Below are 14,742 nucleotides of genomic sequence, written 5' to 3'. Positions count from 1 at the left end.
TTTCCTATCGGATACGGGAGAAAATAAGCCGCGTACTTATCCCTTCGAGTCCGCTTTTCACGGTACTAAACTACAGTTGTCAGTGGCGGGGGAGACTCCCCTGCGATTTCGAACAGAGACCCACTGCAGCGGCGGGCGGCCACTGTTCGACTGTTGAGAGACGCTTGTCGGACGATCGATCACCGCTCGATACACACCATGAGCCAGCAAATACAACGCACCGACGACCTCCTCGGACTCGAGGCCGGCCTCGAGGCGCTACACGCGACGCCCGAGTTCACGGGACCCGTCGAATCGGTCGCCGAACACGACTCGTACGACCACCTCGCCCTCGTCTACGAGTCACAGGCGGAACAGTTCGCGGCGGTGGTTCCGTACGTCAAACGCGGCCTCGAGCGCGGAGAGCGGTGCGTCTACATCGCGGACGAGAACGACATCGACGAGATCCGTTCGGCGCTCCGGGACGCGGGCGTCGACGTCGACGGGGCGCTCGAGTCGGGCGCGCTCACGATGCACACCGCCCAGGACTCGTATCTCCGGAACGGTGCGTTCGATCCCGACGACATGATCGCCTTCCTCGAGGGCGCCATCGAGGAGGCCACCGAGGAGTACGAGGGTCTTCGAATCGCCGGCGAGATGACGTGGGTGTTCGGCGACGACCCTCCGATCGAGGAACTCGTCGAGTACGAGGGGAAACTCAACAGGCTCCTTCCCGGCACGAACGGCATCGCGCTCTGTCAGTACAACCGCGAGCAGTTCCCCGCAGAGATCCTTCGAGACGTTATCAAGACTCACCCGCACCTGATCTACGACAACACGGTCTGTCATAATTTCTACTACACGCCGCCCGAGGAGTTTTTCGGTCCGGACGAACCGGAACGGGAGATCGACCGGATGGTGGGAACCCTGCTCGACCGGACCGAAGCACGGGTCGAACTGCAACGGCGCCACCAGCACCTGAAGCACCAGAACGAGATCACGGCCGATCCGGACACCTCCTTCGAGCAGAAACTCCAGGAAATGTTCGAACTGGGCTGTGAGCGGTTCGGTCTCGAATTCGGCGCGATGGCCCGCGTCGATCCCGAACGGGACTGGTTCGAGGTCGAGTACGTCAGCGGCGACCACGAACACTTCGAACCCGGCGTCGAACTGCCGCTGTCGGAGACGTACTGTATCGGCGCCGCCGGAACCGAGGCGGGTGAGTGCGTCTCGGATCCGGAGACGGACGGGTACGACGACGCCACCGTCTACGAGGAACTCGGACTGCAGGCGTATCTCGGCACCTACCTCGAGATCGACGGCGGCGACGACCGAACGTTCTTCTTCGTCTCGTCGGAGGACCGCGACGAGGGGTTCACCGACGAAGAACAGACGTTCAACCGGCTGATGGGACAGTGGGCGAAGTATCAACTCGAGCAGAACCGGCGCGAGTACCACAAGCGCACGCTGTACGAGATCGCGGCGGATCCGGACAGCACGTTCGACGAGAAGCTCCGAGAAATGTTCGAACTGGGCCGCGAGCGGTTCGACCTCGACACAGGCGGTCTGGCTCGCATCGATCTGGCGAGTGACACGTTCGAGGTCGAAGCGGTGAGCGGCGAGAGCGGTTACTTCGAAGTCGGCGACCGGGCGCAGCTTTCGGACACCTACTGTCAGCTGACCCTCGGCAGGGAGCGGACGGCCGCCGTTATCGATCCCGAGCGAGCCGGTCTGGACGACTGCTTCGCTCACGAGGAGTTCGGCATCGGAACCTACCTCGGAACGCGGATCGAACTCGAGAACGGGTCCGATCGAACGTTCTTCTTCGTCTCGTCGGAGCCCCGCGAGCAGCCGTTTTCCGACGCCGAACGGACGTTTCACCACCTAATGTCGCAGTGGATCGAGTACGAACTCGAGCAAAAACAGCGCGAACGAGCCCTCGAGGAGTCAAACGAGCGCTTGGAGCAGTTCGCGTACGCGGCCTCGCACGACCTGCAAGAGCCGCTGCGGATGGTGACGAGCTACCTGCAACTGCTCGAGAGCCGCTACGACGACGAGTTCGACGAGGACGGCGAGGAGTTCCTCGAGTTCGCGGTCGACGGCGCCGACCGGATGCGTCAGATGATCGACGGGCTGCTCGAGTACTCCCGCGTCGAGACGAGCGGCGACCCGTTCGAACCGATGGACCTCGACGCGGTCCTCGACGACGTCCTCGAGGATCTCCAGCTTTGCATTCAGGAGAACGACGCCGAAATCACCGCCGAGGAACTGCCTCGCACGGAGGGTGACGCGAGCCAGGTGCGCCAGATCTTCCAGAACCTGCTCGACAACGCGATCACTTACTCGGGAGACGAGCCGGCGCGCGTCCACGTGGACGCGAAGCGTCGGAGTCAGGAGTGGGTGATCTCGGTTCGAGACGAGGGGATCGGCATCGATCCGGACGATCAGGAGCGGGTGTTTACCGTCTTCGACCGGCTCCACAGCCGCGAGGAGTACGAGGGGACGGGAATCGCCCTCGCGCTCTGTCAGCGCATTATCGAACGTCACGGCGGCGAGATCTGGGTCGAGTCCGAACCCGGCGAGGGGGCGACGTTCTCGTTCACGCTTCCTGCTGTCGAGAAGTCGGTGAATTCGCCGCGCTGATCGAGCCGACCCCCGGCCCCACCTCGAGGGGCGCGGCTGACTCGTTTTGCTGCCGGACGATCCGTCAGCGACGACGCCCGCTAGAACCGCAGGTGAGATGTCGAATCCGGCTCGTCGTCGTCTTCGTCGTCACCGCTCGGTCCCGCCGAGAGGAAACCGACGTCGTCGTCGGTCAGGTACACCGTACCGTCCTCGACGTCGACGTCGAGGGAGACGAGCGTCGTCTCCGCCGCCTCGCCGTTGTCACAGTAGCCCGAACAGGCGTCGAACATCGATCCGTGCTTCGGGCAGACGATCCGCCCCTCCCGGAACACGACGCCGACGCCTTCGCGGTGGAGGCGCTGGTTCTCGTGGGTACACCGGTTGATCCACGCTTCGACGGGTCCGTTCTCCTCGTCGCGGCAGGGGACGAGAATCGCTTCCTCGCGGTTTCCGCGTCGATCGCGAACGGTGAACAGCCACGACTCCTCCTCCTCGACGGTTTCCACGGTCGCCAGCCGGTACCGAGTGGCCATACTCCGGCCTCGGACGCGAGCGGCTTAGCTTCCGCGGCCGTCCGGCGAACACAGTTCGTCGAGCGTCGTTCGGATCTCCTCGAGGTACTCGTCGGGTTCGAACCCGAGTCGGCCGATCCAGACGTCCTGGTAGGAAGGGTGAAGAATCGGCACGAGCCAGGTATCGAGGCGCTCGCAGCGGACGGGCTCGAGAACGGTGTCGATAAACCCCTCGAGCGATCGCTGCTCGGCGGCCAGCACGGATTTTGTCGCGTGCTTGCCCGTCGCGAGAACGACGCTCGGCTCGAGCGCCTCGACTTCGGTCACCAGGTGGGTACGGCAGTTCGCTCGCTCCTCGTCGGTCGGTTCGCGGTTGCTCGTCGGCTCGTCCTCGCTCGCGGGGAAGCACTTCACGGCGTTCGTGTAGTAGGCCTCGTCTCCGTACCCGATCCGCTCGACCATTCGGCGAATGCGCCGGCCGGAGTGGCGGGAGGTGTAGGCCTTTCCGGTCCAGTTGCCGCCCTGCCAGGGGTCGGCGTCCGGGTTGCCGGAGCCGGGAGCCTCGCCGACGACCAGGACGTCGGCGTCGAGCGGCCCGGTTCCCCACGAGATGCAGTTGCGGTTCTCGGCGAGGGCGGGACAGCGCCGACAGTCGGCCTCGAGAACGTTCCTCGAGTCGGGGAACGACGGGTCTGCGGCGGTATCAGGATCGGTATCGTCGTTCGACGCGGGCACGGCTTCGTTCGGGCTTCGAGGCGTATAGGCCAGTCGGATCGGGAATGCGGCGGCTTCGGTCTCGGGGGACAAGTTTACCTTCTCCGGGTGGTTTACCCACGATAATGGCTTCCGAACTCATCGCAGAATCGCTCTCGGTACTGTTGTACGTCGCCGTCGGTGCCGTCCTCACGACTGGCGGGATCGCCGCCGAGTACGCGAGCGTCCAGCACTTCGGCTCGGGCGAAGCGGCCGTCGCGCTGTGGCTCGCCGCGCTGGGCGGCGTCATGCTCTACGCCGGCGTCTACGGTATCGGTTACCAGAAGGTGCTCGGATCCGTTCGCTCGAGCTAGCGCGACTCGGCCAGTACTATCGCTTCGTCGACGACTTTGACCGGGAGCGCGAGCGTCCCGCCGTAGTAGAATATGTACCCGACGAGCGCCGTGAGCGCGCCTATCCTTTCCTAAAGCGCGTTCAGGATGCTCGGAAAGGCGGTGAACGCCGTCGTTCCGCCTCCGTCCCGATCGTTCACCAGCCGAGCAGCGCGACGAGGACGAGTTTCAGGACCTCTCGATCGAGCGATACGCCGACGGCGTCGCGCGCCTCGAGCGTTCGTGCAAACAGGTTCCATTTCTAACTGATAGGGGTATCGAAGGGTCGTGCCGGACCGACGAGCGTCGCGAATACGCTCTCGGCCCCGCTGCCGGTCGAACCTGCAATATCGATTCCTCTTTACCGTCCCAGGCAATTACGTCAGGTATGAGCAGGTTCGGCGAGGTCGACGACCAGTACGACCCCCACGCACTCGAGCAGCGGGTGTTCGAGTACTGGGACGAGGTCGACGCCTACGAACAGACGGTCGAGCATCGGTCCGACGGTGAGTCCTTCTTCTTCGTCGACGGTCCGCCGTACACCTCCGGGTCGGCACACATGGGGACGACCTGGAACAAGTCCCTGAAGGACGTCTACATCCGCTTCCTGCGGATGCAGGGCTACGACGTGACCGACCGACCGGGCTACGACATGCACGGACTCCCGATCGAGACCAAAGTCGAGGAGCGACTCGGATTCGAGAACAAGAAAGACATCGAGGAGTTCGGCGAGGAGAACTTCATCCAGGAGTGCAAGAACTACGCCGACGAGCAGCTCGAGGGACTCCAGGACGACTTCAAATCGTTCGGCGTCTGGATGGACTGGGACAATCCCTACCGGACGGTCAGCCCCGAGTACATGGAGGCCGCCTGGTGGGGCTTCTCGAAGGCCGCCGAGCGCGGCCTCGTCGAGAAGGGCCACCGCTCGATCTCGCAGTGTCCGCGCTGCGAGACCGCAATCGCGAACAACGAGGTCGAGTACGAGGACGTCGAGGACCCCTCGATCTACGTCAAGTTCGACCTCGAGGATCGCGAGGGCTCGGTCGTCATCTGGACGACCACCCCGTGGACGATCCCCGCGAACACGTTCGTCGCCGTCGACCCCGACCTGACCTACCGGGGCGTTCGCGCGGAGCGCGACGGCGAGGAAGAAGTGCTCTACGTCGCCGAGGAGTGCGTCGAGGGCGTCCTGAAGGCGGGCCGCTACGGCGACTACGAGGTCGTCGAGGAGGTCACCGGCGAGGAGATGATCGGCTGGGAGTACGAGCACCCCCTCGCGGAGGAAGTGCCCGACCACGTCGACGTCGACGACGCGCTGCAGGTCTACGCCGCCGACTACGTCGAGGCCGACCGCACCGGGCTCGTCCACTCCGCGCCCGGCCACGGTGAGGAGGACTTCGAGCGCGGCCGCGAACTCGGCCTGCCGATCTTCTGTCCCGTCGGCGGCGACGGCGTCTACACCGAGAAGGCCGGCAAGTACGAGGACCAGTTCGTCAAGGAGGCCGACGACGAGATCACGGCCGATCTCGAGGAGAACGACGCCCTGCTCACCTCGGAGACGGTCCACCACAGCTACGGCCACTGCTGGCGCTGTGATACGGGAATCATCCAGATCGTCACCGACCAGTGGTTCATCACGATCACGGACGTCAAGGACGAACTCCTCGACAACATCGAGGACAGCGAGTGGCATCCGCAGTGGGCCCGCGACAACCGCTTCCGCGACTTCGTCGAGGAGGCGCCGGACTGGAACGTCTCCCGCCAGCGCTACTGGGGAATCCCGCTGCCCGTCTGGACGCCCGAGGACCGCGACGACGACGAGGACACGATCGTCGTCAGCACCCGCGAGGAACTCGCCGAGCGGGTCGACCAGGACGTCGATCCCGAGGCTGTGGATCTCCACAAGGACACGGTGGACGACCTCACGATCACCGATGGGGACACCACCTACACTCGCGTCCCCGACGTGTTCGACGTCTGGCTCGACTCCTCCGTGGCGTCGTGGGGAACCCTCGATTTCCCCTCGGACGACAGTCAGTTCGACGAGCTCTGGCCCGCCGACCTCATCCTCGAGGCCCACGACCAGACCCGCGGCTGGTTCTGGTCCCAGCTCGGCATGGGAACCGCCGCGCTCGGCGAGATTCCCTACGACGAGGTGCTGATGCACGGCCACGCGTTAGACGAGGACGGCCGGAAGATGTCCAAGTCCGTCGGCAACGTCGTCGAGCCCGACACGGCCATCGAGCGCCACGGCTCGGACGCGATGCGGATGTTCCTGCTGTCGGCGAACCCGCAGGGCGACGACATGCGCTTCTCGTGGGACGAGATGGGGACGATGGAGAACCACCTTCGGACGCTGTGGAACGTCTTCCGGTTCCCGCTGCCGTACATGCGATTAGACGGCTTCGATCCGTCCGAAACGGATCTCGAGAGCGTCGACGGCGTCTCCGCGAGCGACGCGAGCGGAGGCTCGTCGGAGCGAAGCTCCGACGGTGACCTCGAGCTCGTCGACGAGTGGATCCTCGCCCGGCTCCAGTCGACGAAGGCCGAGATGACCGAGGAACTCGAGGCGTTTCGCCAGGACCGCGCGCTCGAGGCGCTCGTCGACTTCGTCGTCGAGGACGTCTCCCGGTTCTACGTCCAGGCGGTCCGCGAACGGATGTGGGACGAGGAGGACAGCGACTCCAAGCGGGCGGCCTACGCGACCATCTACCGCGTCCTCCGGGAGAGCGTCGCCCTGCTCGCACCCTACGCGCCGTTCGTCAGCGAGGAGATTTACGGCACGCTGACCGGCGACGCCGAGCACGACACGGTCCACATGTGCGACTGGCCCGCCGTCGAGGAGTACTGGGTCGACGACCAGCTCGAGGAGGACGTCGCCCTCCTGCGAGCGATCGAAGAAGCCGGCGCCAACGCACGCCAGCAGGCCGGCCGTAAGCTGCGCTGGCCAGTCCCGCGGGTCGTCGTCGCGGCTGACGACGACCGCGTCGTCGACGCCGTCGAGCGCCACACCGACCTGCTCGAGGATCGGCTCAACGCCCGCGGCGTCGAACTCGTCGCCCCCGACGACCGCTGGGGCGAACTCGAGTACAGCGCCCAGGCGGACATGAGCGAACTCGGCCCCGCCTTCGGCGACCGCGCCGGCCGGGTCATGAACGCGCTCAACGAGGCTCGAATCGAGGATCCGACCCTCGAGAGCCTCGAGACGGCCGTCGCAGACGTCCTCGAGGGCGACGAGGAACTGACCGACGAGATGGTCTCGTTCGTCACGGAGACCCCCGAGGGCGTCGCGGGAACCGCGTTCGGACTCGACGGCGACGACCGCGGCGTCGTCTACGTCGACGCCTCGCTGACCGACGACATCGAGAGCGAGGGCTACGCCCGCGAGGTCATCCGGCGCGTCCAGGAGATGCGCAAGGACCTCGACCTGGACGTCGAGGAACGAATCACGCTCGAACTCGAGATCGCCGACGACCGCGTGGCCGATCTCGTCGAGGAACACGAAGGCCTGATCCGCGAGGAGGTTCGTGCCGACGAACTTCGGACCGTCGAGGACGGTCACCGCAAGGAGTGGGACGTCGAGGACGTCTCGATGACGATCGCGATCGAGCCGGTGGCGGCCGCGGAAGCGTCGGACTAGCGAGCCCGAGGTATTTCCCAGAACGGGAGGCGGAGCCGACCGCTCTGTAGTTTTTGGTCCGGTTTTTCGCTGAGGATGAGCTCACGGCGTGAGCGAACCCGAACCGGAAAAAGGTGGATGCCACGACCGCGATCGTGCCCGCGCGGCCGCGGAAGCGTCGGACCGACGTTCAGCCGTCAGTCGTCAGAACGGTTCTCCGAGGAAGCCATCGGAAGCAGCGATTCGATCTCGTCGACTCGAGCCGTCGGCTCGATCGGCTGCCCGTCGATCCCGCCGCGAACGAGGTCGGCGTCGACCAGGTGCGGTAGCTGTTTGTGATGGAGCTCGATTCGTGCGCGTTCGGTCTCGCGCGCCGAACCGTCGGTCGATCGTTCCTCGCGCTCTCGAGCGACGATATCCGCGGCGAGTTCGTCGATCGTGAGCGGCGTCTCGGACTCGAGAAGCGCGACGAGAGCGAGACGCCGCCGCCGGTCGGCGAGCGCTCGGAACACGTCGTCCAGGGTCGGTCCGGTCGTGTCGCTTGCGTCCACGGCCGTTAGGGGCGCAGTTGGAGCTCGCTTTTTTCGAACTCGTCGTCGGTCCCGCCGAACCGGAAACTCTCGTGATCCCGCGTCCACGTCGTGTAGATCGCCGAACGGTCGATACCCCGGACGGCTCCTTTCGAACGGTTGTGTTCTCCAGTCATCTGTGATAGCCCGTCGGATTGTGAGATACGCAGATCCGGTGCGTAATACGTCGCGTCACCGATTAGAAATTGCGATGTGTTCGACCAAACGAGTGCGGTTTCAGCAGATTTTAGAAGAATAACTCCGATTTTCTCAGTACCGGGCCGTCAGTCGTCTACTATCTCGATCCCGAAGTGATCGAACGGCTGGACGTGCCGCTCCTTCACGAGGTTGACGGACTCGATCTCGAGACCGATATCGGTGAGCCCCTCGGTGATTCGGTCGACGTTCTCGGAGTCCGCTCCGATCGCCTCGACGTGCACGTTCGCCTCTCCGGTGAGCATCTCCCGGACGGTAACGACGCCCTCGACCTCCATCGCCGCCTCGACGAGTTCCGGTCGCTCGCGAACCGGCGCGTGGCAGATGACGACCGTGTGAAGCTGGTACTGCGCTCGCTCGTAATCGATCTCCGGATGGTAGCCCCGAATCACCCCCTCCTCTTCGAGGTTCTCGATCCGGTTGCGAACGGTACTGGCCGAGACGCCGACCTGCTCCGCCATCTCGGCGGTAGTCGTGTCTCGAGCGTCATTCTGGAGCAGGTGCAAGATTCCACGATCGACGTCGTCGAGTTCCATCGCGGTCACGGACGGTCTTCTATCGCGGCCCCTGAAAGAATTACCCGGACACATGCAGGAATTGTCCGACGGCTCTCGTCTTTGCCGAAGTCGTCGACTCTCTCGAACGCCGTCTATCGAGAACTCCACAACAGTCTTGACGGTCAGCTTCCAGTATCTGTTCGTGAACCACCGGGTCGTCGTCATCGCGTTCCTCCTGATCGGGTCGTTGCCGGCGGGGGTCGCAGGCCTCGAGGCGGGGAGCACTCCCGAGCGCTCGGTCACCGAGCAAACTCGCGCTGCGCCCGACGGCACACCGGCCGTCGCCGGCGGCGGCGTAACCGTTTCGTCGTCGGAGACGTCGGACGTCCTCCATCGAACGACCGTGCTTCGACATCTTCCCGAGCGGGACGACGCGTTCGAAGCCGAGATGACGTTTCGCGTGCCCGACCCGGTGAGCGAGTTCGAGATCGATCTCGAGCCGGAAGCGTCCGTCGTCGAGACGGACGGCTTCGAGTCGACCGGCGACGGAACGTACCGGTGGACCGGCGACGACGACCCGACGGTCCGGTTCACGATGCCGACGGATCGGACGGGGTACGAGGCCCATCACGACGGTTCGGGAGCGACGGCCGAGACGCAGTCGACCGACCGCGGCTACACGTTCGTCGACACGGGCGAGTGGGCCGTCGTCCAGGTGCCGACGGTCGGTATCTCCCTCCAGCGGACCGATCCCGTCGGTCACGAGGAGACGGTCGCCGTCGACGGTCCCGGAGCGACCGGCGGCGACATCGCCTTCTTCGGCGAGGTCGAGGAGTACGAGCGAACGGTCGACGGCGAGACGATCCGACTGGCCGTCCCCGCGGCCGTCGACCTCCGGGAGGATCCCGACGACGTCCTCGAGAGTCTCGCCGCCGCGAGCGCGAGCCTCGACGTCGGTGCCAGCCACGACGAGGTGTTTGTCGTCGCTGTACCCGACGAGGTCGACTGGGCCGCCCGCGGCCTCCAGTACGGAGCAGCCGACGCCTGGGTCGTCGCCGACGCGCCCCTCGAGGGATCCCCGAGCGTCTGGCTCCACGAGTTCGTCCACACGCGACAGCCGTACGCCGATCCGGCCGTCGGGACCGCGAGCGAGACCGCCTGGCTCGTCGAGGCCCAGGCCGAGTACTACGCGGCCGCGCTCGCCCTCGAGCAGGGACTGATCGAGTTTCGCGAGTTCCGCGCGTTCCTCGAGCGCGGCGAGCGATCGCCGTACGCGGACGCGGTGCTCGCCGATCCCGGAACCTGGAGCGACGAGCGGACCGACTACGTGAAGGGGCCGCTCGTCTACGGCGAACTCGACCGACGGCTTCGGCTGGAAACCGACGGTGACCGGACGCTCGAAGACGTTTTCCGGGCGCTGAACGCGCGGGACGATCGCGTCACCGAACGGGCGTTCCTCGAAGCCGTCGAGGACGCGGGCGGATCGGACGTGCGGTCGACCGCCGAACGGTACGCGCGGACCGCTCAGACGCCGTCGACCTGGGACCGATCGGCTCACGCGGCCGCGTTCGATCTGGTGGCCACCACCATCACGTCCGGGCTGGGCGAGGGCGAACTCGAGGTCGCCGGCGAGCCCTGGAGCGGTCAGATCGAAACCGGCGGCTCGGCCGTCGCGGTTCCCGTCGGCGAACCCGTCACGGTTCCGGTCGAACTCGAGAACGCCGACGACCGGGACGGCACCGCCGACGCCGCGCTGACGGTCGACGGCAGGATCGTCGACTACGATCCGATCGCTCTCGAGGGTGGCGGGCGGACGACGACCTCGCTCACCTGGACGCCGTTCGAACCCGGCGAGTACGACGTCCGAGTCGGCGAGGATCGGTTCACGGTGCTCGTCCGCTCGTCCTCGAGCGTAGAAGTAACCGACCTCGCGGTCGAACCCGAACGGGTCGATCCGGGCGATTCGGTGACGGCGACCGCGACGGTCACGGCCGCCGACTCCCGGCCCGGTGCGGCCGTCCTCGAGTTCCGGACCAGCGGCGGAACCGTCGAGCGGCCGGTGTCGGTCGCGCCCGGCGAGCGAACGACCGTCGAGGCGACGCTGACGTTCGCGTACGACGGCCGCTACGAGGTCGCCGTCGACGGCCAGTCGGCGACGGTCGCGGTCGGCGGCGGCGCGCTGACGCGACTCGAGGAACTCTCCGGCTTCGGCGCGACGGTAGCGATCGCGGGACTCGCGGTTGCGGCGTTCTCGCTGGCGCGGCGCCGGTGAGAACGTCCCGCACGTCGGCTACTCGAGTTCCTCGAGTTCGACCCGAAACGCACAGTCACCGGCTCCGTTCCGGACACACACTCGTTCCGTGACGGTCGCCTCGGCGTCGGACTCGGCGACGAGTCCCTCGAGCACACCGTGAGCCAGGTCGCAGTAGTCGCGGTGGGAGTCGTAGCGGACGACAACCGCCCGGTCGTCCTCCGCGCAGGTAACGCTCGGAAGCGTCGTCTCCGTCGTCGTCCGCTCGACGGTCGCGGTAATCGCCTCGAGCGAGGTGAGTCCCTCCAGAAGTTCGGCCTCGTCGTCGAGGTGGGCGTCGAACGTCGAACACAGTTCCGGCGCGAGCGAGCGGCCGAAGTCGCGTTCGATCGCGGGCCGATCCTGAACGGCCATCGACGCGAGCGCCTCGAGAACAGCGTCGATCTCCGCGTCGTCGTAGCGACTGACCGAAAGGTACAGCGTCGGCTCGATATCCGCCTGCTCGACGATCGTGTCCCACGTCTCGCCGCCGGCCTTCGCGACGACGTACGATTTCAGAGATTTGTGAACGATTCCGTGCATCCGAGGAGTCTGCGTGGTGATCGCGGCGCGGTCGACACGCCGCTCGAGATGGCTAGAACGGGGCGGAGCGAGCACTTAACCCTTCAGGAACTCGACTGGCCGAGAACGTCATGCAGTAACTGAAACGATTCACACCCGATCGCACGACGGACGGCTGTGCGATCGGGTGTGAACTGACTTTCAGTGCCTCCTATAGCTGCTCGGCGATCGTCGGCGCGACCGAGACGGCGCTGTGCTGGCGTTCGATGGTGTCCGTTCCGTAGATCCGCTCGACGCCGGCCCGCGAGAGCTTCGTCACGGCGTCGCGCGCCAGCAGCGGGTGGACGCAGGCGACGAAGACGCGCCCGACGCCGCGCTCCTGGAGGACCCCGACGGCTTCGCTCATCGTCGATCCCGTCGCGATGATGTCGTCGGTGACGACGACGTCCCGGTTCTCGACGGCGACGTCGCTCGGCGAGATTTCGACCTCCGTCCCGGAGTAGCGGGTCTTCTCGAAGTAGTCGGTCTCGCCCGCCCCGTAGGCGTCGCGAACCGTCTCGGCGAGTTCGATCGCCCCCTCGTCGGGCGAGAGGAAGACGGGATCCTCGAGTTCGTCGGGGAGGGGTTCGGCAAGTCGATCGGCGGCGTCGACGGTCGTCGCCGACGGCTCGAAGAACTCGCGGACGTCCCGCTCGTGGGGGTTGACGGTGAGCACGCGGTCCGCACCGGTCGAGACGGCGCGGGCGACCGCCCGCGCCGAGATCGGGTGTCCCGGCTCGAAAGCCTCGTCCTGGCGGCCGTAGCCCATGTACGGCAGGACGGTCACGACCTCGTCGACGCCCGCCTCTCGAGCGGCGTCCTGTAACTGGAGTACCTCGAGGTGGGCGTCACTCGAGACGGTCGAGGCGACGACGACCGCCCGGTCGACGTCGGCCCCGGCCTCGCCGATCTCCGGAACGGCCGCGAGCAGTTCGCCGTCGGGGAAGCGGTCGTACTCGACGGCGGCGAGCGGTTCCTCGAGTTCGCGTGCGAGCGCCGCGGCGAGAGACTGCGACGCGGATCCGCTGATGATCATAGTCGTTGCCACAGTCCGGCGGGTAAACCAGTTTTCGTTCTCGCCCTCCTGCGGTCGCGGTCTCGTCCGTAGCCGACGGGCTGCGGGCTCCCCGAACGTATCTCACGACGATGACCGGCGACGTACTCGAGCGCACCGCCGAGGCCCCCTCCGTTCGAACCGTCCTCCCGCGACGCTCGCAGTCGCCGACCGCTCGAGTGATCGCGACGCGTTCTCGGCAGGTCGGTTCCGTCGGCGGATTTATCCGCGATTTCGTCCAACGGAGATGCATGAACGATCGACGACCCGGCGGCGACGAGACCGAGACGATCGACTCCGGTCACCGCAAACGTACCGAGCGATCGTCGGCCGAGTCTCGCGAATCGAGCGACGCCGAGGGCCGGACCGCTCCCTCGACTCCGCCCGCAGAGCCCGGCTCGAGCCCGCCCGGAGGACGGGAGCCGGGGGAAACGGCGGGACGCGGCTGGGCGGCCCTCGCGTTCGCGCTCGCGGTCGTTTCGCTCGTGACGGCGGGGACCACGGCGGCCGCTCACGACGCGGCGCTCGCCGCGACCGGCGCAGTCGCGCTCGCGGTCGGTTTCGGTGCACTCGGTGCCCTGGCGCTGACCGGCGGTCTCGGAATCGCTGCCGGACTCGCCGAGGGATGGGCCGAACACCGTCTCTACGTCTGGTTCGCGACGGCGCTGTTCGCCGGCGGCGTCCTCATCGGCGGCGCGCTCGTCGCCGCGGGCGTCGACCTGACGGAGCTGTTCTTCGAGCTGGTGATGGAGGAGTTCGACGAGGGCGAGTTCGCCGAGGGCGGCGGCGAGATCGAACTCTCGGCGACGTTCTTCATCGTCCAGAACACGCCGCCGTTCCTGGTCGCGATCCTCGGCGCGCTCACGCTGGGGCTGGTGACGGCGTTCATCATGGTGTTCAACGGCATCCTCGTCGGCAATCTCGCGATCGTAACCGGACTCGAGGTCGGGTTCGGACCGATTGTCGCCCTGCTCGTGCCCCACGGCATCTTCGAGCTTCCGGCGCTGTTCATCGCCTCGGGGGTCGGCTTCCGGTTCCTCCATCGAGTCGTCCAGCGAATCAGCGGCTCGCGCGACGCGCTGTTCACGAAATCGTACGCCTACCGGACGGCCCTGCTGATCGTCTTCGGCTGGCTGCTGCTCGTGCTGGCGGCGTTCGTCGAGGCCTACCTGACGGCCGTCGTCGCGGAAACGCTGTTCCCGCAACTCGGCGAGTAGCAGTCGTCGATAGCGCGGGTTTCGCGTTCGAGAACACTCGTCCGATCCTCGTTGCGTCCGGGCGAACGGCGCGCCGCCCCGGACCGCAATCTACCCGTCCCCTGTGAAAGCGGGGTCCCGGATGCACCGGATAGCGCTATCGGGCCGACTTCTCCGGTCGTTATACGACCTGTAGGTGTTGTTCCTGAAGCTCCTCGTCCGTGAAGTCTTTTCCGTGAACGTCTCTCATGTGGTTTTTGGCCAGTTCTACCGCCTCTTCTTCGTTTTCCGATTGGATGATGAATCGGCAGTCAGCCTCTGCCGCCTCGCAATCGAGTTTGTGTGCTTTCGCCATATGCAGTCGCTCCCCTTCTGCCGCGCGTCGATCAGTGACTAGCGCTCGATACCATGATGGATGCTATCAAGCACCAGTATCATTACTTCGATATACCACTTAGACTTTTCCGATACGATCCATTCATAACTGGATCAGAGCGTCTCCCGGCCGATCCAGTTGTCCGACGGTCGACGGATAGTCG

Annotated in this window: 13 protein-coding genes; 5 read left to right on the top strand and 8 right to left on the bottom strand. The window is 65.9% G+C overall.

What is annotated here, in order from left to right; genetic code table 11:
- Positions 1–198: 198 nt before the first annotated feature.
- Complete coding sequence (locus tag NED97_RS19370; protein ID WP_252488640.1) at positions 199–2,622, top strand: MEDS domain-containing protein; 2,424 nt, start codon at positions 199–201, stop codon at positions 2,620–2,622.
- A gap of 80 nt (positions 2,623–2,702) precedes the next feature.
- On the opposite strand, the gene NED97_RS19365 is transcribed toward NED97_RS19370, so the two are convergent.
- Together NED97_RS19365 and NED97_RS19360 are read right to left on the bottom strand one after the other, a co-directional pair.
- Complete coding sequence (locus tag NED97_RS19365) at positions 2,703–3,137, bottom strand: Rieske (2Fe-2S) protein (RefSeq protein WP_252488639.1); 435 nt, start codon at positions 3,135–3,137, stop codon at positions 2,703–2,705.
- Between the two features lie 24 nt (positions 3,138–3,161).
- The gene (locus NED97_RS19360) at positions 3,162–3,851 is read right to left on the bottom strand and encodes a uracil-DNA glycosylase (protein WP_252490661.1); all 690 of its coding nucleotides are present in this window, start codon (positions 3,849–3,851) and stop codon (positions 3,162–3,164) included.
- A gap of 104 nt (positions 3,852–3,955) precedes the next feature.
- Here NED97_RS19360 and NED97_RS19355 point away from each other — a divergent pair, with 104 nt between their 5' ends.
- Both NED97_RS19355 and ileS read left to right on the top strand, forming a co-directional pair.
- Positions 3,956–4,183, top strand: a complete 228-nt coding sequence (locus NED97_RS19355; protein WP_252488638.1) for a hypothetical protein — start codon at positions 3,956–3,958, stop codon at positions 4,181–4,183.
- Positions 4,184–4,589: 406 nt separating this feature from the next.
- Positions 4,590–7,841, top strand: coding sequence for an isoleucine--tRNA ligase (gene ileS / locus NED97_RS19350; RefSeq protein WP_252488637.1), 3,252 nt, complete (start codon positions 4,590–4,592; stop codon positions 7,839–7,841).
- A 176-nt stretch (positions 7,842–8,017) separates the two neighbouring features.
- Here ileS and NED97_RS19345 read toward each other — a convergent pair whose 3' ends face one another.
- The 3 genes from NED97_RS19345 to NED97_RS19335 all read right to left on the bottom strand — a co-directional run bounded on the left by NED97_RS19345 (position 8,018) and on the right by NED97_RS19335 (position 9,141).
- Positions 8,018–8,371 carry a DUF7344 domain-containing protein gene (locus tag NED97_RS19345; RefSeq protein ID WP_252488636.1) on the bottom strand — a complete coding sequence of 118 codons (354 nt, stop codon included), beginning with the start codon at positions 8,369–8,371 and terminating at the stop codon, positions 8,018–8,020.
- A gap of 5 nt (positions 8,372–8,376) precedes the next feature.
- Positions 8,377–8,526: a hypothetical protein gene (locus tag NED97_RS19340; protein WP_252488635.1), complete on the bottom strand. Its 150-nt coding sequence runs from the start codon at positions 8,524–8,526 to the stop codon at positions 8,377–8,379.
- A gap of 147 nt (positions 8,527–8,673) precedes the next feature.
- Positions 8,674–9,141 carry an Lrp/AsnC family transcriptional regulator gene (locus NED97_RS19335; protein ID WP_252490660.1) on the bottom strand — a complete coding sequence of 156 codons (468 nt, stop codon included), beginning with the start codon at positions 9,139–9,141 and terminating at the stop codon, positions 8,674–8,676.
- Positions 9,142–9,304: 163 nt separating this feature from the next.
- Between NED97_RS19335 and NED97_RS19330 the strand changes: the two genes are divergently transcribed.
- On the top strand, positions 9,305–11,374 hold the full coding sequence (locus tag NED97_RS19330; RefSeq protein ID WP_252488634.1) for a hypothetical protein: 2,070 nt from the start codon (positions 9,305–9,307) through the stop codon (positions 11,372–11,374).
- Between the two features lie 18 nt (positions 11,375–11,392).
- Here the strand turns inward: NED97_RS19330 and NED97_RS19325 are convergent, their stop codons facing one another.
- Together NED97_RS19325 and NED97_RS19320 are read right to left on the bottom strand one after the other, a co-directional pair.
- A complete protein-coding gene (locus NED97_RS19325; protein ID WP_252488633.1) occupies positions 11,393–11,935 on the bottom strand; it encodes a heme NO-binding domain-containing protein in 543 nt (180 codons plus the stop codon).
- Positions 11,936–12,125: 190 nt separating this feature from the next.
- Positions 12,126–12,989: a ribose-phosphate diphosphokinase gene (locus tag NED97_RS19320; protein ID WP_252488632.1), complete on the bottom strand. Its 864-nt coding sequence runs from the start codon at positions 12,987–12,989 to the stop codon at positions 12,126–12,128.
- A 269-nt stretch (positions 12,990–13,258) separates the two neighbouring features.
- Here NED97_RS19320 and NED97_RS19315 point away from each other — a divergent pair, with 269 nt between their 5' ends.
- Positions 13,259–14,224 carry a stage II sporulation protein M gene (locus NED97_RS19315; RefSeq protein ID WP_252488631.1) on the top strand — a complete coding sequence of 322 codons (966 nt, stop codon included), beginning with the start codon at positions 13,259–13,261 and terminating at the stop codon, positions 14,222–14,224.
- Positions 14,225–14,384: 160 nt separating this feature from the next.
- Here NED97_RS19315 and NED97_RS19310 read toward each other — a convergent pair whose 3' ends face one another.
- Complete coding sequence (locus tag NED97_RS19310; protein WP_252488630.1) at positions 14,385–14,558, bottom strand: DUF1059 domain-containing protein; 174 nt, start codon at positions 14,556–14,558, stop codon at positions 14,385–14,387.
- Between the last annotated feature and the right edge of the window lie 184 nt (positions 14,559–14,742).

Source organism: Natronococcus sp. CG52, from assembly GCF_023913515.1.
GTDB lineage: Archaea > Halobacteriota > Halobacteria > Halobacteriales > Natrialbaceae > Natronococcus > Natronococcus zhouii.
This window is presented reverse-complemented; position numbering and strand designations above follow the sequence as displayed.

What these genes read in the sequence shown, in the direction of transcription:
- NED97_RS19310 (WP_252488630.1), bottom strand. Translation starts at nt 14,558, where the DNA reads ATGGCGAAAGCACACAAACTCGATTGCGAGGCGGCAGAGGCTGACTGC.
- NED97_RS19325 (WP_252488633.1), bottom strand. Translation starts at nt 11,935, where the DNA reads ATGCACGGAATCGTTCACAAATCTCTGAAATCGTACGTCGTCGCGAAG.
- NED97_RS19355 (WP_252488638.1), top strand. Translation starts at nt 3,956, where the DNA reads ATGGCTTCCGAACTCATCGCAGAATCGCTCTCGGTACTGTTGTACGTC.
- NED97_RS19370 (WP_252488640.1), top strand. Translation starts at nt 199, where the DNA reads ATGAGCCAGCAAATACAACGCACCGACGACCTCCTCGGACTCGAGGCC.
- NED97_RS19335 (WP_252490660.1), bottom strand. Translation starts at nt 9,141, where the DNA reads ATGGAACTCGACGACGTCGATCGTGGAATCTTGCACCTGCTCCAGAAT.
- ileS (WP_252488637.1), top strand. Translation starts at nt 4,590, where the DNA reads ATGAGCAGGTTCGGCGAGGTCGACGACCAGTACGACCCCCACGCACTC.
- NED97_RS19315 (WP_252488631.1), top strand. Translation starts at nt 13,259, where the DNA reads ATGAACGATCGACGACCCGGCGGCGACGAGACCGAGACGATCGACTCC.
- NED97_RS19320 (WP_252488632.1), bottom strand. Translation starts at nt 12,989, where the DNA reads ATGATCATCAGCGGATCCGCGTCGCAGTCTCTCGCCGCGGCGCTCGCA.
- NED97_RS19365 (WP_252488639.1), bottom strand. Translation starts at nt 3,137, where the DNA reads ATGGCCACTCGGTACCGGCTGGCGACCGTGGAAACCGTCGAGGAGGAG.
- NED97_RS19340 (WP_252488635.1), bottom strand. Translation starts at nt 8,526, where the DNA reads ATGACTGGAGAACACAACCGTTCGAAAGGAGCCGTCCGGGGTATCGAC.